This window comes from Sulfurimonas sp., assembly GCF_028713515.1.
Classification (GTDB): Bacteria; Campylobacterota; Campylobacteria; order Campylobacterales; family Sulfurimonadaceae; genus Sulfurimonas.
In genome coordinates, this window is the sequence record NZ_JAQTOD010000002.1 from 384,117 (window position 1) to 405,641 (window position 21,525).

Sequence of the window (21,525 nt, forward strand, 5' to 3'; positions counted from 1 at the left end):
TTGCGAAGAATCTGTCTTTCTTACTTATTGATTATAGCGTCAATTTCATAAAACTTTCTTAAGTATCTATCTAGCGGGCTTATTATCTTGTAAATAGCAGGGACAACCAAGAGCGTTAAAACCATAGAACTTAACAATCCGCCGATGATTGAGATTGCCATAGGCGCTTTAGTTTCACTTCCTAATCCAGTTCCTAATGCCAGAGGAAGCATTGCGAAAACCATAGCGACTGTCGTCATTAAAATCGGACGAACTCTCTTCTCGCCTGCTTCTATAAGCGCTTTATCTACATTTTTCCCATTCTCTATGGAGTTGTTTGCAAAATCAACAAGTAGCACGGCATTCTTGCCAACCATTCCCATAAGGAGCATAAATCCTATCATAACAAACAGGCTAAATTGTAGTCCACTCACATATAAAGCTAGCATTACGCCGATGATACTCAAAGGTAGAGCAACCATAATGATAAGAGGCTGGATAAGAGATTCGTAAAGCACAGCTAAAATTATAAACATCAAAATAACTGAGATACCAATTGCCACGCCAAAAGCTTTCGCCGTTTTTTCCATCTCTTCGGCAAAACCTGTAAATCTATAAGTTACACCTTTTGGTAATATTTGATCTATTTCGGCTTTTGTATAAGCCACCGCTCCACCCAAATCCAAACCAAACAGATCCGCAAAAACAGTAACTTCTCTTTGTCTATCAAAGTGGTTTACGGTCGCTAAAGATTTGCTTTTAGTAAACTCAACCAAGCCATCAAGATAGACCAAATCTCCCTTTGAGGTTCTAAGTTGAAGTTTTTTAATATCTTCAATGCTCACTCTGTTTTTATCATCAAATCTAAGCGTTATGTTGTACTGTTTCGCTCTCTCCTCAAAGTACGAGATCTCCAAATCACTTGAAAAAGCTATGGATATTGCCTCTGCTATTTGTGATGCGGTGATACCAAGATTTGACGCATTTTGCCTTAGTATGTTTATATCTATTTGAGGCTTTGACTCATCCAAATCTGTATCTATATCAACAAATCCTTTTTTCTTGGTCAAATACTGCACAAGTTTGCTTTTTGCCTCGTTTAGCTCGCTAAATGAGTCTGATCTTAGAACTATCTGGTAAGGAACACTTGCACCGGCGCCTTTTATATCTGGGATTGCCGAAGCAGTTATAAACATATCTTTTTTGTATGGTTCGAGTTTTTCTCTAAATGCTTGAATAATCTTCTCTTGATTTAGTTTTCTATCGGTTTTTGCAATCAATTTTACATAAATACTCGCCTTGTTTTTCTCCTGCGAGGTATTGTAACCAACGCCTAAAGTAGTGTATTCTACATTTTTATCGACTTTAACAAGATCTTCTATTGTTTTTGATTTTCTTATCATCTCATCTAGCGATATGCCGGCATTTGCTTTGATTTTTATCTCAAACTCTCCCTTGTCCTCTTTTGGTATAAAATCCATCCCGATTTTTGGAAATAGACCAAGAGAGGCGAAAAAAAGTGCAAAAACAAGAATGATGGTTACATATTTAAACCTAAGAACAAGTTTTAAAATCTTCTCATAAAGGCTCTCAATACTCTTGAAAAATGGCTCTGTTACTGTGTAAAACTGGCTCTCTTTTTTATGTAGAACTCTCGAACCAAGTGCCGGGATAAAGCTAAGAGCTATGGTGTAAGAGATGATGATAGCAAAACCGACCGTCATAGCAAAACTCTCGAAAAACTTACCAACTATTCCACTCATAAAAGATACAGGAACAAAAACCGCCAAAAGCATCGCAGAGATTGCTAAAATAGTAAATGCCATCTCTTTTGTCCCCTCGTAGGATGCTTCGTACTTGCTCATACCTGCTTCCATTTTTTTATAAATATTTTCTATCACGACTATTGCATCATCAATGATTATCCCAATCGCAAGGGTTAACCCAATGAGTGTCATTTTGTTGAGATCATACTTCATGTAGTCCATCAAAGCAAAAGTTCCCATGATGGATGCAGGGATAGAGATTGCCGAAACAAGCGTGATTGTAAAGTTTCTTAAAAACAGAAAAACTATAAAAACCGCTAGTATAGAGCCGTAAATAAGGTCAAATTTAACATCTTCAAGCGAGTTGATTATAAAAGGGGATGTGTCATTTATGATTTTTACTTCAAATCTCTCGCCAGCCATCTTTTTCAACTCAGGGAATACTTTTTTCACACTACTAACAACATCAAGAGTGTTTGTTCCTGAAATCTTCTGAATCTCAAGCATAACACCCTGAACCCCATTGTACGAAGCGAAACTTTTTGGATCACTTAACAAATCTTCAACGGTTGCAATATCTCCTAGTCTTACATTATTTTTTATTTTTATATCTCTAAGTTCTTGCATACTAAGTGCATCAGCTTTTGTTTTTAGCGTAATTTCTTCTGTTTTAGTGATTAATTTACCGCCGCCGACTTTTATATTCTCTTGCGCTATAATCGAGTTTAACTCCGCAACTGTGATGCCATATTTGTTCAAAGATAGAGCATTTGGAAATATTTTTATCTCTCTGTCTTTATAGCCGATTATATTTATACCGCCAACACCATTTATCTTTTGAAGTGCAGGTTTCACCTTCTCGTCCGCAAAAAGCATAAGATTTTTTACACTATCATTTTTGGCTGTTAAAAAGACATTTATAACGGGTGCACCACCGATATCAAGCTTGCTAACAAGTGGAGTTTTTGCATCTTTTGGAAGCGATACAGCCGAGACTTTATCTCTTACATCATTTGTTGCCTCGTCAATGCTTCGCTCTAGTAAAAACTTCACAGTCACCACGCTAATGCCATCGCTACTTGACGATGCTACGCTATCAACGCCACCAATCCTAGAGATTGCTTCTTCTATTTTATCTGTAACTTGTGACTCTATGGTGCCTGATTCGGCACCAGGGTAGAGCGTTTGGATTGTAACGATTGGAAAATCTACATTTGGAAAAAGAGCCGATGGCATTGACTTAAAGCTGGCATATCCAAATATCATCAAGGTTATGACATACATCAAAGTGGCAATCGGTCTTCTTAGTGCTAATTTATACATTTTTATCTACTTTTTCTCACCAGTTATTATGTAGCCATCACCAAAAAGTCCAACCAACAAATCTTTTGCCGATACTTCAGCTTTTAACTTTTTGCTATCCAATGAAGCGCTTGGAAACAATTTTGTTATAACTCCGCTATGTATTTTTTCACTTCCATCCAGCTTATATTGAAAAATTTGTCCGACTTTAACACTTTTATAATATTTTTGGTCAAACTCTAATATTAACTTTCTATCTTGAGCGCTTTGAATTTTAAAAACAGTTCTAAGCATCATGCCACTTACAACATCACCGACCTCAACACTCTTCTCATATATTACCCCATCGAACGGCGCATAAAGAGTAGTCTTTCGTAAAAGTGCTTCTTTAAGATGTAGATTTGCTTTTATTTCAGACAAATTTGCCTTTGCTGTTTCGTACGCCTTCTCATAAGCATCAAATCTGCCCTCATCAATAAGATTTCTAACTTTTAGCTGTCTCTCATAATCTCGCTGCGCGAACTTCAAAGTAACTTCTGCAGACTCCAGAGCAGCTTTTGCGGACTCTATGGACGCTCTTGTGTCATCATCAACAAGCTGTGCCAATTTCGCACCCTTTTTTACTCTACTTGCCACATCAACAAAAACTTCCTTCACAACCCCACTAGCATCAAATGCCAAACTTGCATTTTTATTTGCTTCAACTGAAAAAGTTGCGTAAACATTGTCCGCGCTTAAACTAAAAACTATACAAATTAGCCCAATGAACACTCTTCTCATTTTATAAACTCCCCTAAATCTTTTCCACTATAATAGTAATAAGTTGCATAAGCTACTTCCAAATCATTTTTGGCACTCTCATGAAGTGCGTCTGCTGCTGTTTTTGCGCTTAGAGCATCAAGAAAAACTACATTATCAACGATTCTAGCATCAAACTTTTGCTTGATAATCTCATACGCACTCGATGCTGATTTAAGCGCACTTGCCGCACTTGCAATCTGCAACTTTGTAGTTTTTATCTTCTCACGCGCTAGTTCTTGAGATATTTTTTGCTCTTCATTTTTATAATTTATCTCTTGCTCTAGTGCTTTTGCACTTAAGATTGTAGCCTGCTTAGTCTCTCTTGCAGAACCATAGTCAAAAAGTCTCATGCTTACACTAAGTGATAAAACATTCTGTTTATCTGCTAGCATTCCCGTCGCAATAGGGTCCACATCATTATAATCATAGATGTTGTAGCTATCTTCAACTCTTACTTTTGGATAATATACACTATCTATGGACTCCGAGCCACTTATAATTGCCTTTTGCCCAGAGATAAGTGATTTTATAGAATCTCTTTGCTCATAAACAACATCCCCTACCTCTTTAAAGCCAGAATCATCCAACGAATCTATATTTTTTGAAACCTTCAGTTCTAGATATTTCTTTACGCTAAGTATTTTAAATCTTATTGATTCAATCTCATAAATATTTGTATCATAACTAGCTTGAAGTCTCTCCACATCATCTTTTACTGCGAGCTTTGCTTCGTAAAATTGCTTTACTCTGCTAAGTTGCTCTTCTAGCGACTTTTTAACATCCTCTTTCGATTTTAGAGTTGCTTGAAGAGTTTTAATGCTAAAAAAATCTTGAACTATTTGAAAGTTTAAGCTCTGTTTTGTATCTTGCAGACTGTATTGACTTGCTTTTAGTTCATCTTTTGACCTGTTTAAAATAGCACTTCTTCTACCACCATCATAGATATCAAATCCAACTTTTGCGAAACCATTATAAGTATCTCCGGCTTGAAAAGCACTTTTTTTATCAATATTTTGATATGTTCCACCTATATCCAAAGTTGGCATATATGCACCTCTGTTTGAATCCACCTCTTTTATTTTCGCATCTTTACTTAAACGACTTGACGCAACAATTTTGCTATTTTGGTTTGCATAATCCAAAAGTGACTTTAGGTTTTCGCCAAACAACAATATCGGCAACACTAAAAACAGAACTCTTTTCATTTCTTTACCTCCACTAATTTAAACAACGCATCAACAAAACTGTCAATCTCATCTTTAACATTGACAATAGCATTTGTAGCCAAACTCGATATAAACATCCCTTCTGCAAAGACAAAAAGACCTTTGCAGAACTGTTTTGACTCCGCTATTATCTCACCACTATTGATTGCATGTTCTATTGTTTTTTCAAACCATAAATAGTATAAATTAAAACACTCAGTCTGAAACTTTATCATCTCCTCATCAGGAGAACTTAGCGCAATAGATATAAATTCCTTATAGAGCCCTCTAAGCTGGGCATCTTCATCACTATAAAAGAAACTACCAAATAATTTTATTTTATCTTTTGTTGATTTTGTACCAGAAATTAAAGTCTCTAATGTTTTGTTTCTTTCTTGTATCATTATATTTACTATCTCAAAAACAATATCATCTTTATTTCTAAAATAGTCATAAATGGTTCCTTTTCCAATCCCTGCGGTTTTAGCTATCTGGGATATCGTTAAGTTTCTTATACCATTTTCAAAAAATATATCTCTACATGAAAGAGCAATATCTCTCTTTTTTTGTACTTTATCTACGATAATTGCCATTTTTACCTCATCTTTATAAATGACCGACCATCAGTCATTAAAAAATTGTACACTTTAACATCTTTGTTGAATATAAAACTAGCATAAATTTTTTCAATAAATTATGATATTATTTTTTAAAATAAATTAAAGGTTGCACCATCATGAAACATCTTAAAGTAATTATTGCTCTTGCTCTTGCTCTTGTATTTTTCTCTGGGTTTTGGGATGGGAAAACTAAAAAAGAGCTTTTTAAGGAGAAGATTGAAGCTAGAGTAGAGAGAATCAAAACAGGTAATGAGACACTTCAACTACTATTTAACTATGACCCAAAATCACAAGAAATTCTAAATCATGCTTATGGATATGCAACTTTTACAAACGTTGGGGTAAATCTTATACTCCTCTCTGCCGAGGGTGGCAAAGGGATGGCACATAACAACAGAACAGGAATAAACACATATATGAACATGGGCTCCGGAGGGCTTGGCATTGGGCTTGGCGTTAAGGATTTTAGAATTGTATTTTTATTTGAAAACAGAGCGGTATATGAGTCATTTATAAATGCAGGATGGGAAGCAAACGCACAAGCTGATTTAGCTGCAAAATATGGCGAAACTGGTGGAGAAATCAATGGTGCTATTACCATAGCTCCTGGAGTTAAACTCTACAAACTAACACAAAATGGTCTCGCAGCTCAGGCAACAATTCAGGGGACGAAATATTGGATAGATAGCGACTTGAATTAAGCAAGTTTTTTTTCTAAAGAACTTGTTTTAAGCTAACGAATCATAAAATACAACTATCTTATCTTTAGGAGTTTAAATGAAAAAAATTTTAGTAAGTATTGCAGCGATTATTGCTCTCTCGTCGTCTCTTGTGGCAAATGTAAACAACCAAACTGGTTGTGGACTTGGTTCTTTGATTATTAAAGATGATTCTACTGCAATCATGTTGGCACTTCAAGCTACAACAAATGGTATTTTTGGAAATCAAACTTTTGGTATCACTTCTGGAACGCTTGGATGTAAAAAAACTCAATTTGTTATGAACAAACAAGTTCAAGAGTTTGTTGCTTCAAATATGGATCAACTAGCAAAAGAGATAGCTATCGGGCATGGCGAGAGTATTGATACTTTGGCCGAACTTTTAAGTGTATCAGATAAAGTTGCTTTTTCTGCATCACTTCAAGAAAACTATAACAAAATCTACACAAGCCAAAATGTAAAAATGGCTGATGTTCTAGATAACATCTCTATAACTTCTATATAAAAATCTCACTCAAGCTAAAATTGCTTGAGTGTTAGAACTTAGCTCTCTTTTTTACATCAATTTAGGAATCTAATATTTTATTTAAAATCACTATTTTTATATTTTTTTGCGCAACCCTCCTCTTCTCTTCAACTAAAGATTACAAACAAAAAGCAGATGAGTTAAATCTCGCACAATCAAGATATTGGCAACTACTTCTTCATATAAAAAATGGCGTTAGCGAGATAGATGATAAAAGATTTTTTTTAGCACAAGACGGCAAGTACGATTCTGGTAGTGAGCTAAATGCCACAATAGACGCTCTGTTAAATGAGGTAAGCTTTGATGATAACTCAACTGCATGTAAATTCCCAGCAAGGAAAATCTGGCTTCAAGAGAGCCTAAATATGACTGATTTACCAAAAGTTGATTGTGCTGAGTATGATAAAATAGTGCAGACTCTAAACCCAAAATCTATAACTCTTGTTTTTCCAGCGGCACATGTAAATTCACCGGCATCAATGTTTGGTCACACATTTTTACGCGTAAACTCACAATATGACTCAAAACTCCTATCTTACGCAGTGAACTATGCAGCCGATGCAGATCCAGATAAGGAAAATGCGGCTCTTTTTGCCATAAAAGGTCTTTTTGGTGGATACTTTGGTAAATATTCGCTAATGCCTTACTATGAGAAGTTAAAAGAGTACAGAGATAGTGAACAAAGAGACATTTGGGAGTATGATTTAGACTTAAGTAAAGAGGAGACTATGGCTATGGTTAGGCATATCTGGGAGCTTAATGAAACCCGTTCATACTACTATTTCTTCACACAAAACTGCTCTTACAATATGCTTTGGTTTTTAGAAGTTGCACGACCGACTCTTCATCTAAGAGAAAAATTTAACTTTCAGGTAATTCCATTTGAGACTGTTCAAGTGGTTCAAGATGAAAATATAGTTACCAATAAATCTTATAGACCATCAAAAAGAACACTACTTCTAAAATACGAAGAACTTATTTTAGAGAGAGATATAAAACTACCGATGCTTCTATCTGATTTAAAGATTGAAGTAAATAGTGTAATTAATGATGAGACAATCGATGCGCAACAAAAAAAGTATATTTTAGAAGCCTCAATAGAGCTGCTCCAATACAAACGAAGTAAAAATAAAATAGATGAAAAAAGTTATATTAAGCGATTCCATGAACTCTCAAAAGCTAGAGCAACTCTTAAACAAGGCGATATTATTAGCGTGACTCCCCCAGAGAATCCAATCAATGGGCATAGAGCGATAAGAGCGATAGTTGGTGCTGGCTTAAGAGAAGGCAGAGGGATAGCCTACCTAGGTGTCCGTCCAGCATATCATGACTTAACAGATAGTAATGTTGGCTACTTTAGAGGCACGCAGATAGAATTTTTAGATTTTGAACTTTCCAAAACTGGGAACAAAACCGAGCTAGAAAAACTAACGCTTCTCTCAATTGCCTCCCTTGCCCAACAGAGCAAATTTTTTAGCAACTTCTCATGGAGGACAAAATTTGGATGGGACAAGGATTTAACAAACCACAAAACTAACTTTAGCGGAACTGTTGGTGCTGGAGCAAACTATGGAGGAAAATCAGCCTATACATATATGATGGTTGATCCACTTTTTTATTATGACAATGGCTTCAAAGCCGCAATTGGTGGAAGCATTGGTCTGATTGTTGACAAATATAACTTCTCAAATACAAAGCTTGAAGCCACAAAAAGATTTTATGACAGCGGATTTGAACAAAATATTTTCACAATCATACAAGGCTTCAGAAGCTCTAAAAACAGTCAAGTGCAGTTTGGATATGAATTTAAGGATAGGCTGTTAAACAATAAAAAGCGGAGTGATGATAGTTTTAGAGTAAATCTTAACTACTATTTCTAATAGTAACTGCCCCATAAAAGGCAGAGACTATTTGCGGAGAAGCCTAAATTAATTACTCTCCATAAACAGTTACACAGTTTTTGTGTCCACTACTCCAAAACAAGAAAGTGCTATACTCGTATGAGTTATCAACATGCTTTATTTTAGATATTCCTGCTGCTTTTGCGGCAGCAACAATCGTTGTATCTCCACTTGCGTCAGTAACATACTTGCAAACTTTTGAGACCTTCATCTGGTCAATCTTTGAGTAATCTACAGAACTTCCATCATAAGACATTACTGCTGGTGTATTTGCGATTCTATTAGAACATCCACTAAAAAACAAGATAGATGCAACAGTTACAATTAATAAAGATTTTTTTAACATTTTAAATTTCCTTTCATTTAAACTTTTAATTGTAACAAAATATTTATGCTAACAAAATTAATAAAGAGCAAACTCATAACCACTATTTGTTTTATATTGAGTGTATTTATAATTTCCATCAAGTTCTATTACTGTTCTATAAAAATCTCCGTGATTTCCAATTTTAACTGCTTTAAAAATGGGACCCGAAACTTTTCTTGTTTCATTTTTTACATCAAGAGTCGTACTAAAGTCAGCAACAATTCTGTTTGGATTTGTTAATATAAAATTTCTTATCATTGAGTCTTTTGTTATTATTTTTATCTTTTTATCATTTGTTACAAAATCTATATTTCCAGTAGAAATTTTATTTTTTTTAGATATTTTTTCTGCTTTATTACTCTCCTTTTTTGTATGTATTGCTGTGGTGTTTATTTCTTCTGAAAGTACTTTAGTGCTATTTTTTTTATTTTTTTGTTCAGTTGTTGAACTATTTAAAATTGAAGTACTGTAGCTTTGGGATATAAAAATAGGAAGATGCCAGTCAATGGAGTTATCAAGATTTATACTTTTTGTCTGGATAGATCCATCAAGATTTTTATACTCTATTGTAACTTTTTGGAGCACTCTAGCTTCAGCAGGTATAGAGATTGCCGCTCTTCTGAGTGGTTCTTTGTTCCTATTTTCATTTGATGTAAATGGTGTATCTGTTTCAACAGTTGATGGAAAAAATGGGTTTTCTCTGGCGTCTAAAGCAGACAAGAATAGCAGAGTCGCAAGTAAAGTTTTAATCAAAATAGAGCCTATTTAAAATATTATTGTAAATCAATAGATATTATGCCCAACTTAGCTAATAGAGTTCTTATATATTAAAAAAAGAGGGAATAAAAGCGAAAAAAATGTTGAAAATATCTTGCTATGCAAATTTAATTATTTAGCAGAGATCTCTTTTAGCTCAAAATACTCTCTTTGCAGTTCTGCATTTTCGTTTTTTAATCTATGTATTTCAGATTGGAGGTACTCTTGATAATCTTGTAATCCAAAAAGAATCTCTAGTGAGTTTGTTCCATAAAATATAATACCTAGGTATATACCAATTACTAAGACAGCAAAAGTAAGAACTAGAAATTTGTAAAGAGAGAGCCCAAGATATTTTTGTGTTATGCTTTGAGGCTCATCATACTTTTCTAGTAGTTCTTCAATTGCCATACTGTCTCTTATCTAAAAAGTGTTGAACCTAAGTATTCGCCATAAGCAATTTCATTTTCTATCTCTAAAAGACGGTTGTATTTTGCAGTCCTCTCGCCTCTTGCAGTTGAGCCTGTTTTAATCTCACCACAATTTAGCGCAACAGCAAAATCAGCTATAAAAGCATCTTCACTCTCTCCTGAACGATGGCTCATAACGCACTTATAGCCATTTCTTTGGGCAAGACGAACTGTCTGCATTGTCTCGCTAACTGAACCAATTTGGTTTGGTTTAATAAGGATAGAGTTTGCAATATTCTTTTGAATTCCTTCATTTAAAATAGTTGCATTTGTCACAAAGAGATCATCTCCAACAAGCTGAATTTTGTCTCCTAATTTTTCAGTTAAAAGCTTCCATCCATCCCAATCGTCTTCACTAAGTCCATCTTCTATAGATACAATTGGATATTTAGAACATAAATCAACATAATAATCTACTAGTTGTGCAGAAGTAACTGTACGATTTTCACTATCAAGTCTATATCCACCATCAGCTACAAGCTCACTAGCGGCTACATCAAGTGCTATTGCAATCTGCCCTCCAGCTCTATATCCTGCTTTTTCTATCGCTTCCATAATGATTTGGATTGGCTCTTCATTTGAACCTAAGTCTGGAGCAAAACCGCCCTCGTCACCAAGCGCAGTATTATGTTTTCTTGTCTTTAGTATTGCTTTTAGGTTGTGATAAACCTCGGCAGACGCTTGAAGTGCAGTTGCAAAATCTTCAAAACCAATAGGCATAATCATATACTCTTGAAAATCTACAGAGTTATCAGCGTGACTTCCACCATTTATGATATTTAGCATAGGGACAGGAACAACCATGGCATTAGCGCCCCCCAGATAGCGATAAAGTGGGATTCCTAGGCTTGTTGCTGCTGCACGAGCCACTGCCATAGATGCGCCAAGAACCGCGTTTGCCCCTAAGTTTTCATAGTTATCAGTTCCATCTAGCTCTTTCATAATCGCATCAATTATGGCTTGATTAAAAGGCGAGAGGCCAATAAGTGCATCAGAGATCTGAGAGTTTACATTTTCAACTGCCTTTAAAACGCCCTTCCCCATATATCTACTGCCACCATCACGAAGCTCTAGTGCTTCTCTTTTGCCAGTACTTGCCCCCGAGGGTACAATTGCACTCTCTCTTGTTCCATCACTCAACTCTACTGTTGTTTTAACTGTCGGATTTCCTCGAGAGTCCATAACTTCAATTGCACTTACGCTATCTATAAATATCATTTGTCCGCCTTTTATTTTCTATCTATTGTTCTTCTTCTTCTTCGATGTCAGCACTGCCCATAATCATAATATTATTCATGCCCATGGCAGTTTTTATCTTCTCTTCAATCTCTCGAGCTAAAGCTGGTTCTTCTTTGAACTTAGCCTTGACATTTTCACGCCCTTGACCTAATTTTATATCTTCATAAGAGAACCATGCGCCACTTTTATCTATGATATCAAGCTTGACGCCATAATCGACTAGTTCGCCCTCTTTTGAAATACCTTCGCCAAACATTATATCAAACTCTGCCTGACGAAATGGAGGTGCGACTTTATTTTTTATAACTTTTGCTTTAACACGATTGCCGATGTTATTCTCGCCCTGTTTAAGTGATGCTATTCGTCTTACATCAATTCTAACCGATGCGTAAAATTTAAGCGCGTTCCCACCAGTTGTTGTCTCCGGAGAACCATAGCCCATCATACCGATTTTCATACGGATCTGGTTAATAAATATAACAGTACAGTTCATCTTGTGTAAAATACCAGTCAATTTACGAAGTGCTTTTGACATAAGCCTAGCTTGAACTCCTACATTCTGATCAGACATTTCGCCCTCAATTTCAGATTTTGGTGTAAGCGCTGCAACCGAGTCAATTACTATTAGATCAACTGCTCCACTTCTTGCAATTGTCTCAACAATGTCAAGAGCCTGTTCTCCGTAATCCGGCTGAGAAACAAGAAGATTGTCTATATCGACACCAAGATTTCTGGCATAAATAACATCAAGAGCATGCTCTGCATCTATAAACGCACAAACCCCACCAGCTTTTTGACACTCTGCTGTTATCTGAAGAGCTAAAGTTGTTTTACCAGAACTCTCAGGTCCATAAATTTCAATCACTCTTCCCTGAGGAACGCCACCAATGCCAAGAGCTAAATCCAGCCCAAGTGAGCCAGTACTAATTGACTCAATAGGCACTATCTCTTTGTCGCCAAGTCTCATTAAAGCACCTTTTCCAAATGCTTTGTCTATCTGTTTCATTGCCAAGTCTAATGATTTTTGTTTATTTGCATCCATTTTGGACTCACTTATTTTAAATTTAGACTATTGTATGTTAATTTATGACATTGGTTAAAAAATATTGCAAATTGTCATATTTATCTTTTTTTATATAGAAATTCCTATATAAATTAGTGAGATTTTATCCTTATTTGGTTAAAATTTAGCTAATACTAATAATGGATGAAAAACTTGAAAAAAACCCTTATTGCACACTCTCCAGACGCTGATGATATCTTTATGTACTATGCCATTAAATTTGGATGGGTTGATATGGATGGTGTTACATTTGAGAATATTGCCGAAGATATTCAGACTTTAAATGAAAAAGCTCTCTCAAGTAGCTACGAAATTGTTGCCATAAGTTTTGCTCTATATCCGCACATAAGAGATAATTATGCTCTGCTTCGAACCGCTGTAAGCTTTGGCGAGGGCTATGGACCAAAAATTATTAAAAGAAAAGGCGTGACACTAAAGAGAAATTTCAAAGTTGCCCTTAGTGGAAAAGAGACCACGAACGCCATGCTTTTTCGCATAGCATACCCAGATGCAAGAGTTACTTATATGAACTTTTTAGAGATTGAACAGGCTGTTCTTGATGGGGTTGTCGATGCTGGTGTTTTGATTCATGAGAGCATTTTAACTTACGGCAATGAACTTGAAGTAGAGCGAGAGATGTGGGATATCTGGCAAGAACTAGCAGGAGATGAACTTCCTCTTCCTCTTGGTGGCATGGCAATTATCCGCTCTATCCCCTTAAATAAGGCTATTACCTATGAAGAAACTCTAACAAAAGCAGTTAGAGTCGCGAGAGAGCACAAAGAAAAATTATCTCAAATGCTATTAGAGAGAGATTTGGTTCGCATAGATGCAAAAACTTTGGAAAAATACTTAGAACTGTATGCAAACGATGACTCAATTTCGTTAAGTGAAATCCAGTACCGCGCTATAAACAAACTTTTTGAACTAGGCTACAAGCACGGTCTTTATGATGCACCTATAAAAGCTGAAGATTTTACAATACCGACAGACTACAAAGAACTGAGAAACTCATAATGGAAGCAAAATTAATAGCGCTTGGGATTGAGACATTTAAAGTCGCCATCATCCTAGCACTTCCAGGACTTTTAACTGGTATGCTTTTGGGTTTGGCGGTTAGTATATTTCAAGCCACCACACAGATAAACGAGATGACGCTAAGTTTTATCCCCAAAATACTTGGTGTTGTTGTTGTGATAATTTTAACTATGCCATGGATGATAAACACGATGGTCGATTTTTCGCTTCATGTATTTAATATGATTCCAACTTTTGTTGATTGATGAGTAAAAAAAGCATAGACTTCTCTAAATTTTCCTCCTTTAAAATTGGGGGCATTTTTGAGGTATCTCTTTTGAATGCGTGCGAAGAACTGCCTCAAAACTACTATCTTATCGGCTCATGCAACAATATTTTGGTTGGTAAAAAGCCACCACCACTCGTTAAACTAAGCAAAGTTTATGACTATATAAAAATCAAAAACAGCACTTTGATTATCGGCGGAGCAACTCCCTCTGGTAAAATTGCCTCATTTTGTAAAAAAAACAACATTGCAAATTTTGAATTTTTATCTCACCTCCCTGGCACACTCGGCGGCATTGTCTATATGAACGCCGGACTTAAAGAGTATGAGATTTTCAATTATCTTATCGCTATTGAAACTTGTAAAGGTACTATAGAAAAAAAAGATATTGATTTTGGATATAGATATGCGAAGATAGATAGCCCTATTTTAGAGGCTTCATTTGAGATTGACTATGGATTTGACAGTTTAAAAGTTGAAATGTTTAAAAAAATGCGCGCGAATCAACCAAGTACGCCGAGTGCTGGAAGTTGCTTTAAAAACCCAGCTGGAAATTATGCGGGCAGACTAATTGAAGAAGTCGGACTAAAAGGTTTCAGGGTTGGCGGAATGGAGTTTAGCACAGAACATGCGAACTTTTTAGTAAACGCTGGGAATGGGGTATTTGAAGATGCCGTTTTCTTGATTCAAGAGGCACAAAAAAGAGTTTATGAGAAGTTTAAAATTTGGCTTGAGTGTGAGATTGTAATTTTAGATATTAACTACATGGGAGAGCAATCACCATTTATGACTCCCCCTCAAAGAGAGAGTTAAATCGGAAGAACTCTGATTTTTTTAGATAATTTCTCTTTTAGTGTTGCTTCAATAGCGTAGAGTGTACCGGTTGCAGAACTGGCACAACCATTACACGCACCTAAATATCTGATATAGACATCTATGTATTCATCACTTGTTTTTACATCAATAACTTCCATATTTCCGCCATCCATAATTAAGAATTGACGAACATTCTCATCCACAACTGCATCTATTGCTTTGATTTTTTGAACCAAAGTCATAGCTTCAAAACTTCCGCCACTTCCTGCATCGGCTGCCGCTTTCATCTTCTCTTCATCCATCTCACGACGAGTATCCGCTAAAATATCCACTAAATAGTACTCCCTTTTTTCATGTCCACCTGGCTTGATACAACTCTTACAAAAACCACCAGCTTTTGTGTAGTCTGTTATCTGCTCGATTGTTGTTAAATCGTTCAATCTGATAACTTCTTGAAGTGTTCTTAAGCTAACGCGAGCACACTCACAGACGATAATCTCCTCTTCAAAACTCTCAGAATCAACTCCAAGATAAAGACTTGCCGCTTTTTTTATAACATCATATGCCATAACCGAGCAGTGCATTTTTTGAGGTGGAACAGCTGGGATTTCTGGGCTATCACGAAGAGCGAACTCAACATCAATATTTGTAATTTTTACAGCCTCTTGAACTTTTTTTCCAATACAAAGCTCGGTCATAATATCTGAACTAGCAATAGCTGTCCCACATCCAAAACTCTTAAATTTAGAGTTAACGATAATATCTGTTTTTGGATCAACTTCCCAGTAAAGACGCACCGCATCCCCACAGCTCTCAGCACCAAAATCGGCGACGATAAGTTTGTTTCCGTGAGTTTCAGCTTCAGCTTCAGTTATCTCACCCTGGTGATTCGGATTGTTCATAAGAGTTGTTACTTTATTTGAGTACGCATCCCATAAAGAAGCGCCAAGCAAGTCATTTTTTGCCATAATATTTTATTTCCTTTAATTTATTTTATAAATTCAAGGAAACTTTTTCCCTGATTTGTCCGTAAAAGGAACCCGTCCCTTTCACTACGCTAGCCACTATGACACTGAAGCTTGACACATTTGTGTCAGATTATTTTTAACTGTTTAATTAGTGAAAATGTAGTTCACACTCTTTTGCCTCTCCACCTAAAGTTGGCCCCACTTTAGCAAATGAGCTTGATATTGCCCTTAAGCGTGCGACTGACTTTTTAAAATGGGTTATAGTATAGTCAATTTCACCGTCAGTTGTAAAGCGACTAAGACTTAGTCTAATACCAGTATGAGCGAGCTCGTTATCTGCTCCAATAGCAAGCATTACAGTATTTGCCTGAAGGTCTTCACTAGCGCACGCGCTTCCTGTTGAAGCACCAATTTGTCCATTGTTCAAATCCCAAAGCATTCCCTCACCCTCAACACCTTTTATAGATATTAAAATTGTGTTAGGCGTTCTGTGCTCACGGTCTCCAACTACAAAAGTATCACTTAACTCCAAGAGCGCGTCCTCAAGACGATCCCTTTTTGCTTTGATTGATGCCATCTTCTCCTCTATATTTGTAGTAGCTAGCTCTATCGCCTTGCCCATTGCTACGATGTAAGGAACATTTAGCGTCCCTGAACGACGGCCACCCATATGCTCACCACCATTTAAAAGTGGAGAGAGTTTTTGTGAGTTTTTGATATACAGAGCTCCGATTCCTTTTGGACCATGAAACTTATGTGCACTCATCGAGAGGAAATCTACATGAACATCTTGCAAATCTACTGGAATTTTACCAACAGCTTGAACGGCATCAGTGTGAAATAAAACACCTTTTTCTTTACAGATTTCACCAATCTCTTTTATAGGATTTATCATTCCTGTTTCATTGGAAGCCCACATAATCGATACTAAAGCGGTTTTGTCAGTGATAAAACTTCTTACGATGTGAGACTCAACTATACCTTGAGAGTTTACTGGCAAATATGTAACCTTTACACCATCTTCCTCTAAGGCTTTACATGCCGCATAAACAGATGGATGTTCAACCTCTGTTGTGATAATGTGGTTTTTATCTCCATTTACAACATAATCTCTAAATATTGATTTTAAAACCCAGTTATTTGACTCTGTTGCACATGATGTGAAAACTATATCATCACTATCACTTGCATTTAACGCCTTATAAACTTGGTCTATCGCCTTACTGATAGCAGGGTGAGAGGCTGTGCCAAATTTGTGAAGTGAATTTGGATTTCCATACATATCACTAAAAAATGGCATCATCTCCTGAACAACCAATGGATCGACCATGGTTGTAGCATTATTATCTAAGTAAACTTGCATTTATTACCTTATTTTTTTGGGTTATTTAATTCAGACAAAATTAGTCTTGTTTAACTTTTGATATGATAATTCATTTGTTATTATGATACGCTTAAACTTATATACCAAACTCAATCAGCTGTGCATGTTTAAGAGTTAAAAAGAGCCTTTGGCTGTGCTTACATTTGTTTTAAGCTATAATTCCATAACTTCAAGTCTATGCAACTTGGCTACCAAAGGACAAATATGTGTAATTTCAATAAACAAGATGAAGAGACAAAAGCATTTCTTCATATTTTTATGACAAAAATAGCCGAGGCTCTAGGTGGAGCGAACTTTCTTCTAGGGCTTACAGAGGCGCTTCGGGCAGTAAAACCACATCCATTAACCGCAAAAAGATGTGAGATAAAATCTCCAAACCTAGTAATAAACTGGAACAAAGTAGTTTTTCAAGATAAACTTATAGCACTTGAGGAGACACTCTTTATCCATAAAAGTTCAGAAAATCATGATTTTAATCTTATTGGCATTGATAATCAAAAAAAGAAAAAAAGAGCTATAAATATGGTTAAAACGCTAGCACCAATAAAATTTATTATCACTCCACTCAACAAAGATATAGGCGGCGGATTTGAATTTTCTATCTTTGAGACAGTTGATTTTGAAAAAGATTATGTAAAGATAAATCCTATTTTTACAGCTCTGTTTTTTTGCTCAACTGAATATATGAAAAAAGCACTAAAATTTGAAGCTTAGTTTTTAGCTAAGGATACCAAAATCAAAAGAGCTTATTTCAAATGTATTTTTGGCAAGTTTTTTTATTGTTATTATTTCAACATCATGATAATCAACCAAAAAAATTCAAGCAATGTTATTACAGAAGGAAATTTATATGCTATTACTTAAAGGCTCTCTTAGCACTTTGGATTTTAAATCATTTAATAAAAACAAACTTTTCAACTACCTAACCATCTTACTCGCATTTTCTATACCACTCTCTAAGGGAAGTCACGCCATCTTATTTAGTGCCCTCGCAATTATATGGATTATTGAGGGAGACTGGCAAAAAAAATGGAAAATGATTCGCAGTGAACCTCTGTTTAAAGTAATTTTAGTTTTTTACACTTACCTTGTACTCAGCCTATTGTGGAGCAATAATTGGCATTTAGGGATAACACATCTACTTAAATACTATTTTTTATTATTGTTACCTATGTTTTATACTTCAATAAATCGTTATTTCTTTCCATATATAATTAGTGCTTTTTTAGCTGCCATGGCCATAAGCGAAACACTCTCTTATCTAATAATGTTTAATGTCATACACTTCAAGCAAAGTTGGTCATCAGCCGATCCGAGTCCATTTATGCACCACACCATCTATAGCATTTTTTTAGTTCTTGCAATTTTTATATTAGCAATAAGGCTTTTTCGTGAAACAAAAACTTTATTTCAGAAAGCAATCTTTATTTTTTTTATCACAACAATGATGGCAAATCTTTTTCTTAATGTCGGAAGGACTGGACAACTATCATTTGCGCTTGCATTAATTATTTTTTTATTGATTCAATTTCGATTAAGTATACTAAAAACACTTATTATTATTATTCCAGTATTAACTACTGTATTTTTTCTTGCTTTTAATTTCAGTACTATTTTTAAAAATCGAACCATCGAAACATATCGCTCTATCGACCATCTAATAACTCATCGCACAGCCATGAGTGACAGTACTGGACTTCGTTTTATGATGTGGCACACAGCATATGAGATTATACGGGAAGAGCCTTTTTTTGGTGTTGGAATAGGAGACGACATAGATGCTCTTCATAAAGTGCTTACAACAAAAAAGATTCAATACCAAGCAGATATTGGCAATATCAGTGATTTTCATAACTCCTATATTCAGATTACTCTTTACGGTGGTATAGTTGGATTATTTTTATGGTTAATCACGATTGCTGTAATGTTTCGTCAACTAGATGATAATCGTGATATAAAAACGATTGGATCTATTATGCTCGCATTGCTTACACTGTATATGTTTATAGGAAATTTTCCAGTTTCATATTTGACAATTTTATTTACACTTATTATAGGTATAACTCTTAAGAGACCAAATAAGCAAATGGCATTATAATGTTTATATTAGTATAAGCTTTACTCCAAGAACAACTACTTATTAAAATTATATGCGTCAGCAAAGCATAAGATTGAAAGAATGTTTTAAAACTACTTTTGCTTGACAATAAACAATCAATCCTATATTGCAATAATCATAAACTCTCCAAAAGCTAACTCTTCTACACTATATACATCAAAGTTTACTCTATGAAGCGCTATTACCTTATTGCCAACAGCTCCAAACATTCTTTTTACTTGATGATATTTCCCCTCACAAATCTCTAATCTTACTTTTGTTGGTAATAACATCTCCATTTTAGCCGGAAGAAGTGGTTTTTTTTCTCCATTTAGCATCAATTTTCCACTTGCAAAAATCTCTGCTTCATCACCTCTAAGCGGAGTAGCGAGAGTCGCTTCATAAATTTTAGAAACTGTACTTTTTGGGCTTGTTAGGCGATGATTCAGATCTCCGTCATCAGTAAGCAAAATTGCCCCTGTTGTGTCAATATCGAGTCTGCCAACAGTTGATATTTTTGGATTTCTTCCTTGATAACGAAGAGGAAGTAACGCGTAAATAAGCTCTCCAGCGTCATCATGAGAACAGATAACACCGCTTGGTTTATTCATAAGAATGGTTATGGTCTCGGCATCAAGAGGTTCATTTTCTACTGTTATTTGAGTGTGATATGCTTTTTTGGTTGGATCTAAAACTCTTACTCCATCAATACGGACAAGATTTTTCTTAAGAAACAGCTTTGCCTCACTTCTTGTGCAGTACCCCAAACTAGAGAGATGCGCATCAACCCTTTTATAACTATTTTTCATATTTTATTTCTCTCTTTTTAAGAAGATAAAATAATACCAATTTTAGATTAAACAAACAGTGTGATGGTATAATTGCGAATTAAATCAAACTTTCAAAGGCTCGTAATGGGACAAACTATAACTGAAAAAATATTCTCCGAGCATGTAGGGCATAAAGTTTTTGCTGGTGAAATTATCCGTTGCAACATCGATATGGTAATAGGAAATGACATCACAACTCCAATATCTATAAAAGCTTTTGAAGATAGTGGTGCTACTAAACTTGAAAATCCAGATGGATTTTCTATAGTACTTGATCACTTTATCCCTGCAAAGGATATAGCTTCTGCGAATCAAGCTAGAATCTCTCGTGATTTTGCAAAAAAATATGACCTTAAAAACTTTTTTGATGAAAAAGACATGGGGATTGAACATGCACTTTTGCCAGAAAAAGGACTTGTTGTCCCTGGAGATGTGATTATCGGTGCTGATAGCCATACTTGTACTCACGGCGCACTTGGAGCATTCTCTACTGGCATGGGCTCAACTGATTTGGCGTTTGCTATGGTAACTGGCGGAAACTGGTTTAAAGTTCCTGAATCTATCAAAGTAAACCTAAGCGGAAAACCTGCTAAATACACAACCGGTAAAGATATTATCTTAGAGATTATCCGCCTTATCGGTGTTGATGGAGCACTTTATAAAACTTTGGAGTTTACTGGAAGCACGATTGAGCATTTGAGTATGGATGACAGATTTTCAATGTGCAACATGGCGATTGAGGCTGGTGCAAAAAGCGGAATCGTCGCCTATGACGCTATAACAAAAGAGTTTTTAAGTGATAAAAATCTTGCTCGTGAGCCGAGAATCCACCACTCTGATGCTGATGCAAAATATGAGATGATTTTAGAGATTGATGTTGCAAATCTTGACCCAGTCATAGCTTATCCATTTTTACCATCAAACGGACACAGCGTAAATCAAGCAGTAAAAGACAGAATCAAGATAGACCAAGCATTCATCGGAAGTTGCACAAACGGAAGATTAAGTGATTTAAAAGTTGCTTCTGAGATACTAAAAGGTAAAAAAGTTCATCCTGATGTTCGTCTTATTGTAACCCCTGGAACACAAATGATACTCAGAGAAGCAAACAAGCTTGGCTATATTGATATTATAGTAGATGCTGGCGGAGTTGTGAGCAATCCTACATGTGGGGCTTGTCTTGGTGGATATATGGGAATTCTTGGAGACAATGAAGTGGCAGTTGCTACAACGAATCGTAACTTTGTTGGACGAATGGGAAGCAGAAGCTCAAAAGTATATCTGGCTAACTCTGCAGTTGCGGCAATCTCCGCTGTTGATGGCTATATAGCCGACCCTAGATAAGTAAAAAAAATATCTATGAGCCCTCCAAGCTTAACGGTATATAATTCACAAAATTTAAAATAAGGTCA

General features: G+C 35.7%; 21 protein-coding genes. 9 read left to right on the forward strand and 12 right to left on the reverse strand.

The annotated features are described in order from the left end of the window. Positions 1 to 20 precede the first annotated feature (20 nt). The 4 genes from PHV22_RS06135 to PHV22_RS06150 are packed head-to-tail and all read right to left on the reverse strand — an operon-like array spanning position 21 to position 5,646. Positions 21 to 3,068, reverse strand: coding sequence for an efflux RND transporter permease subunit (locus tag PHV22_RS06135; RefSeq protein WP_295021667.1), 3,048 nt, complete (start codon positions 3,066 to 3,068; stop codon positions 21 to 23). 6 nt (positions 3,069 to 3,074) lie between these two features. Further along, positions 3,075 to 3,827 carry an efflux RND transporter periplasmic adaptor subunit gene (locus PHV22_RS06140; protein ID WP_295021665.1) on the reverse strand — a complete coding sequence of 251 codons (753 nt, stop codon included), beginning with the start codon at positions 3,825 to 3,827 and terminating at the stop codon, positions 3,075 to 3,077. Beyond that, positions 3,824 to 5,053: a TolC family protein gene (locus tag PHV22_RS06145; protein WP_295021663.1), complete on the reverse strand. Its 1,230-nt coding sequence runs from the start codon at positions 5,051 to 5,053 to the stop codon at positions 3,824 to 3,826. The genes PHV22_RS06140 and PHV22_RS06145 overlap by 4 nt, the downstream gene beginning before the upstream one ends. Next, positions 5,050 to 5,646, reverse strand: coding sequence for a TetR/AcrR family transcriptional regulator (locus tag PHV22_RS06150; protein ID WP_295021661.1), 597 nt, complete (start codon positions 5,644 to 5,646; stop codon positions 5,050 to 5,052). Before PHV22_RS06150 ends, PHV22_RS06145 begins: the two co-directional genes overlap by 4 nt. A gap of 143 nt (positions 5,647 to 5,789) precedes the next feature. Here PHV22_RS06150 and PHV22_RS06155 point away from each other — a divergent pair, with 143 nt between their 5' ends. The 3 genes from PHV22_RS06155 (at position 5,790) to PHV22_RS06165 (ending at position 8,798) form a co-directional block, all read left to right on the forward strand. Next, the gene (locus tag PHV22_RS06155; RefSeq protein ID WP_295021659.1) at positions 5,790 to 6,374 is read left to right on the forward strand and encodes a hypothetical protein; all 585 of its coding nucleotides are present in this window, start codon (positions 5,790 to 5,792) and stop codon (positions 6,372 to 6,374) included. 76 nt (positions 6,375 to 6,450) lie between these two features. Continuing rightward, positions 6,451 to 6,897 (forward strand): DUF3015 family protein, encoded by a 447-nt coding sequence (locus PHV22_RS06160; protein WP_295021656.1) that lies wholly within the window; start codon positions 6,451 to 6,453, stop codon positions 6,895 to 6,897. 386 nt (positions 6,898 to 7,283) lie between these two features. Then, positions 7,284 to 8,798, forward strand: a complete 1,515-nt coding sequence (locus PHV22_RS06165) for a DUF4105 domain-containing protein (RefSeq protein ID WP_295021654.1) — start codon at positions 7,284 to 7,286, stop codon at positions 8,796 to 8,798. A 52-nt stretch (positions 8,799 to 8,850) separates the two neighbouring features. Here PHV22_RS06165 and PHV22_RS06170 read toward each other — a convergent pair whose 3' ends face one another. From PHV22_RS06170 to recA, 5 genes are all read right to left on the reverse strand, one after another. Then, a complete protein-coding gene (locus tag PHV22_RS06170) occupies positions 8,851 to 9,165 on the reverse strand; it encodes a TRL domain-containing protein (protein WP_295021652.1) in 315 nt (104 codons plus the stop codon). Between the two features lie 57 nt (positions 9,166 to 9,222). Next, positions 9,223 to 9,939, reverse strand: coding sequence for an AMIN domain-containing protein (locus PHV22_RS06175; protein WP_295021650.1), 717 nt, complete (start codon positions 9,937 to 9,939; stop codon positions 9,223 to 9,225). 135 nt (positions 9,940 to 10,074) lie between these two features. Then, positions 10,075 to 10,353, reverse strand: coding sequence for a hypothetical protein (locus PHV22_RS06180; protein ID WP_295021648.1), 279 nt, complete (start codon positions 10,351 to 10,353; stop codon positions 10,075 to 10,077). A gap of 8 nt (positions 10,354 to 10,361) precedes the next feature. Further along, positions 10,362 to 11,630 (reverse strand): phosphopyruvate hydratase, encoded by a 1,269-nt coding sequence (gene eno, locus PHV22_RS06185; protein ID WP_295021646.1) that lies wholly within the window; start codon positions 11,628 to 11,630, stop codon positions 10,362 to 10,364. Positions 11,631 to 11,652: 22 nt separating this feature from the next. Next, positions 11,653 to 12,693 carry a recombinase RecA gene (gene recA / locus PHV22_RS06190; RefSeq protein ID WP_295021644.1) on the reverse strand — a complete coding sequence of 347 codons (1,041 nt, stop codon included), beginning with the start codon at positions 12,691 to 12,693 and terminating at the stop codon, positions 11,653 to 11,655. Positions 12,694 to 12,858: 165 nt separating this feature from the next. Here recA and PHV22_RS06195 point away from each other — a divergent pair, with 165 nt between their 5' ends. From PHV22_RS06195 to PHV22_RS06205, 3 genes are read left to right on the forward strand one after another with little or no spacing between them, the layout of a single operon-like run. Then, positions 12,859 to 13,731: an MqnA/MqnD/SBP family protein gene (locus tag PHV22_RS06195; protein ID WP_295021642.1), complete on the forward strand. Its 873-nt coding sequence runs from the start codon at positions 12,859 to 12,861 to the stop codon at positions 13,729 to 13,731. Continuing rightward, positions 13,731 to 13,997, forward strand: a complete 267-nt coding sequence (fliQ, locus tag PHV22_RS06200) for a flagellar biosynthesis protein FliQ (RefSeq protein ID WP_295021641.1) — start codon at positions 13,731 to 13,733, stop codon at positions 13,995 to 13,997. Before PHV22_RS06195 ends, fliQ begins: the two co-directional genes overlap by 1 nt. Beyond that, the gene (locus PHV22_RS06205) at positions 13,997 to 14,830 is read left to right on the forward strand and encodes a UDP-N-acetylmuramate dehydrogenase (protein WP_295021639.1); all 834 of its coding nucleotides are present in this window, start codon (positions 13,997 to 13,999) and stop codon (positions 14,828 to 14,830) included. Before fliQ ends, PHV22_RS06205 begins: the two co-directional genes overlap by 1 nt. Here PHV22_RS06205 and PHV22_RS06210 read toward each other — a convergent pair. Continuing rightward, positions 14,827 to 15,801: an iron-sulfur cluster assembly scaffold protein gene (locus PHV22_RS06210; protein ID WP_295021637.1), complete on the reverse strand. Its 975-nt coding sequence runs from the start codon at positions 15,799 to 15,801 to the stop codon at positions 14,827 to 14,829. The genes PHV22_RS06205 and PHV22_RS06210 overlap by 4 nt on opposite strands. Positions 15,802 to 15,949: 148 nt before the next feature. After that, a complete protein-coding gene (locus tag PHV22_RS06215) occupies positions 15,950 to 17,164 on the reverse strand; it encodes a NifS family cysteine desulfurase (protein WP_295021635.1) in 1,215 nt (404 codons plus the stop codon). Positions 17,165 to 17,389: 225 nt separating this feature from the next. Between PHV22_RS06215 and PHV22_RS06220 the strand changes: the two genes are divergently transcribed. Together PHV22_RS06220 and PHV22_RS06225 are read left to right on the forward strand one after the other, a co-directional pair. Beyond that, on the forward strand, positions 17,390 to 17,899 hold the full coding sequence (locus PHV22_RS06220) for a hypothetical protein (RefSeq protein ID WP_295021633.1): 510 nt from the start codon (positions 17,390 to 17,392) through the stop codon (positions 17,897 to 17,899). Between the two features lie 136 nt (positions 17,900 to 18,035). After that, on the forward strand, positions 18,036 to 19,283 hold the full coding sequence (locus tag PHV22_RS06225; protein ID WP_299946409.1) for an O-antigen ligase family protein: 1,248 nt from the start codon (positions 18,036 to 18,038) through the stop codon (positions 19,281 to 19,283). A gap of 122 nt (positions 19,284 to 19,405) precedes the next feature. Here PHV22_RS06225 and PHV22_RS06230 read toward each other — a convergent pair whose 3' ends face one another. Further along, positions 19,406 to 20,092, reverse strand: coding sequence for a pseudouridine synthase (locus PHV22_RS06230; RefSeq protein ID WP_295021629.1), 687 nt, complete (start codon positions 20,090 to 20,092; stop codon positions 19,406 to 19,408). Positions 20,093 to 20,197: 105 nt separating this feature from the next. Between PHV22_RS06230 and PHV22_RS06235 the strand changes: the two genes are divergently transcribed. Continuing rightward, complete coding sequence (locus PHV22_RS06235; protein ID WP_295021627.1) at positions 20,198 to 21,457, forward strand: 3-isopropylmalate dehydratase large subunit; 1,260 nt, start codon at positions 20,198 to 20,200, stop codon at positions 21,455 to 21,457. Positions 21,458 to 21,525: the final 68 nt, after the last annotated feature.

Coding starts and splice junctions, on each gene's coding strand:
- PHV22_RS06160 (WP_295021656.1), top strand. CDS start 6,451: ATGAAAAAAATTTTAGTAAGTATTGCAGCGATTATTGCTCTCTCGTCG.
- PHV22_RS06135 (WP_295021667.1), bottom strand. CDS start 3,068: ATGTATAAATTAGCACTAAGAAGACCGATTGCCACTTTGATGTATGTC.
- PHV22_RS06215 (WP_295021635.1), bottom strand. CDS start 17,164: ATGCAAGTTTACTTAGATAATAATGCTACAACCATGGTCGATCCATTG.
- PHV22_RS06170 (WP_295021652.1), bottom strand. CDS start 9,165: ATGTTAAAAAAATCTTTATTAATTGTAACTGTTGCATCTATCTTGTTT.
- recA (WP_295021644.1), bottom strand. CDS start 12,693: ATGGATGCAAATAAACAAAAATCATTAGACTTGGCAATGAAACAGATA.
- PHV22_RS06225 (WP_299946409.1), top strand. CDS start 18,036: ATGCTATTACTTAAAGGCTCTCTTAGCACTTTGGATTTTAAATCATTT.
- PHV22_RS06230 (WP_295021629.1), bottom strand. CDS start 20,092: ATGAAAAATAGTTATAAAAGGGTTGATGCGCATCTCTCTAGTTTGGGG.
- eno (WP_295021646.1), bottom strand. CDS start 11,630: ATGATATTTATAGATAGCGTAAGTGCAATTGAAGTTATGGACTCTCGA.
- PHV22_RS06235 (WP_295021627.1), top strand. CDS start 20,198: ATGGGACAAACTATAACTGAAAAAATATTCTCCGAGCATGTAGGGCAT.
- PHV22_RS06205 (WP_295021639.1), top strand. CDS start 13,997: ATGAGTAAAAAAAGCATAGACTTCTCTAAATTTTCCTCCTTTAAAATT.
- PHV22_RS06210 (WP_295021637.1), bottom strand. CDS start 15,801: ATGGCAAAAAATGACTTGCTTGGCGCTTCTTTATGGGATGCGTACTCA.
- PHV22_RS06220 (WP_295021633.1), top strand. CDS start 17,390: ATGTGTAATTTCAATAAACAAGATGAAGAGACAAAAGCATTTCTTCAT.
- PHV22_RS06145 (WP_295021663.1), bottom strand. CDS start 5,053: ATGAAAAGAGTTCTGTTTTTAGTGTTGCCGATATTGTTGTTTGGCGAA.
- PHV22_RS06195 (WP_295021642.1), top strand. CDS start 12,859: ATGAAAAACTTGAAAAAAACCCTTATTGCACACTCTCCAGACGCTGAT.
- PHV22_RS06180 (WP_295021648.1), bottom strand. CDS start 10,353: ATGGCAATTGAAGAACTACTAGAAAAGTATGATGAGCCTCAAAGCATA.
- PHV22_RS06155 (WP_295021659.1), top strand. CDS start 5,790: ATGAAACATCTTAAAGTAATTATTGCTCTTGCTCTTGCTCTTGTATTT.
- PHV22_RS06150 (WP_295021661.1), bottom strand. CDS start 5,646: ATGGCAATTATCGTAGATAAAGTACAAAAAAAGAGAGATATTGCTCTT.
- PHV22_RS06140 (WP_295021665.1), bottom strand. CDS start 3,827: ATGAGAAGAGTGTTCATTGGGCTAATTTGTATAGTTTTTAGTTTAAGC.
- PHV22_RS06165 (WP_295021654.1), top strand. CDS start 7,284: ATGACTGATTTACCAAAAGTTGATTGTGCTGAGTATGATAAAATAGTG.
- fliQ (WP_295021641.1), top strand. CDS start 13,731: ATGGAAGCAAAATTAATAGCGCTTGGGATTGAGACATTTAAAGTCGCC.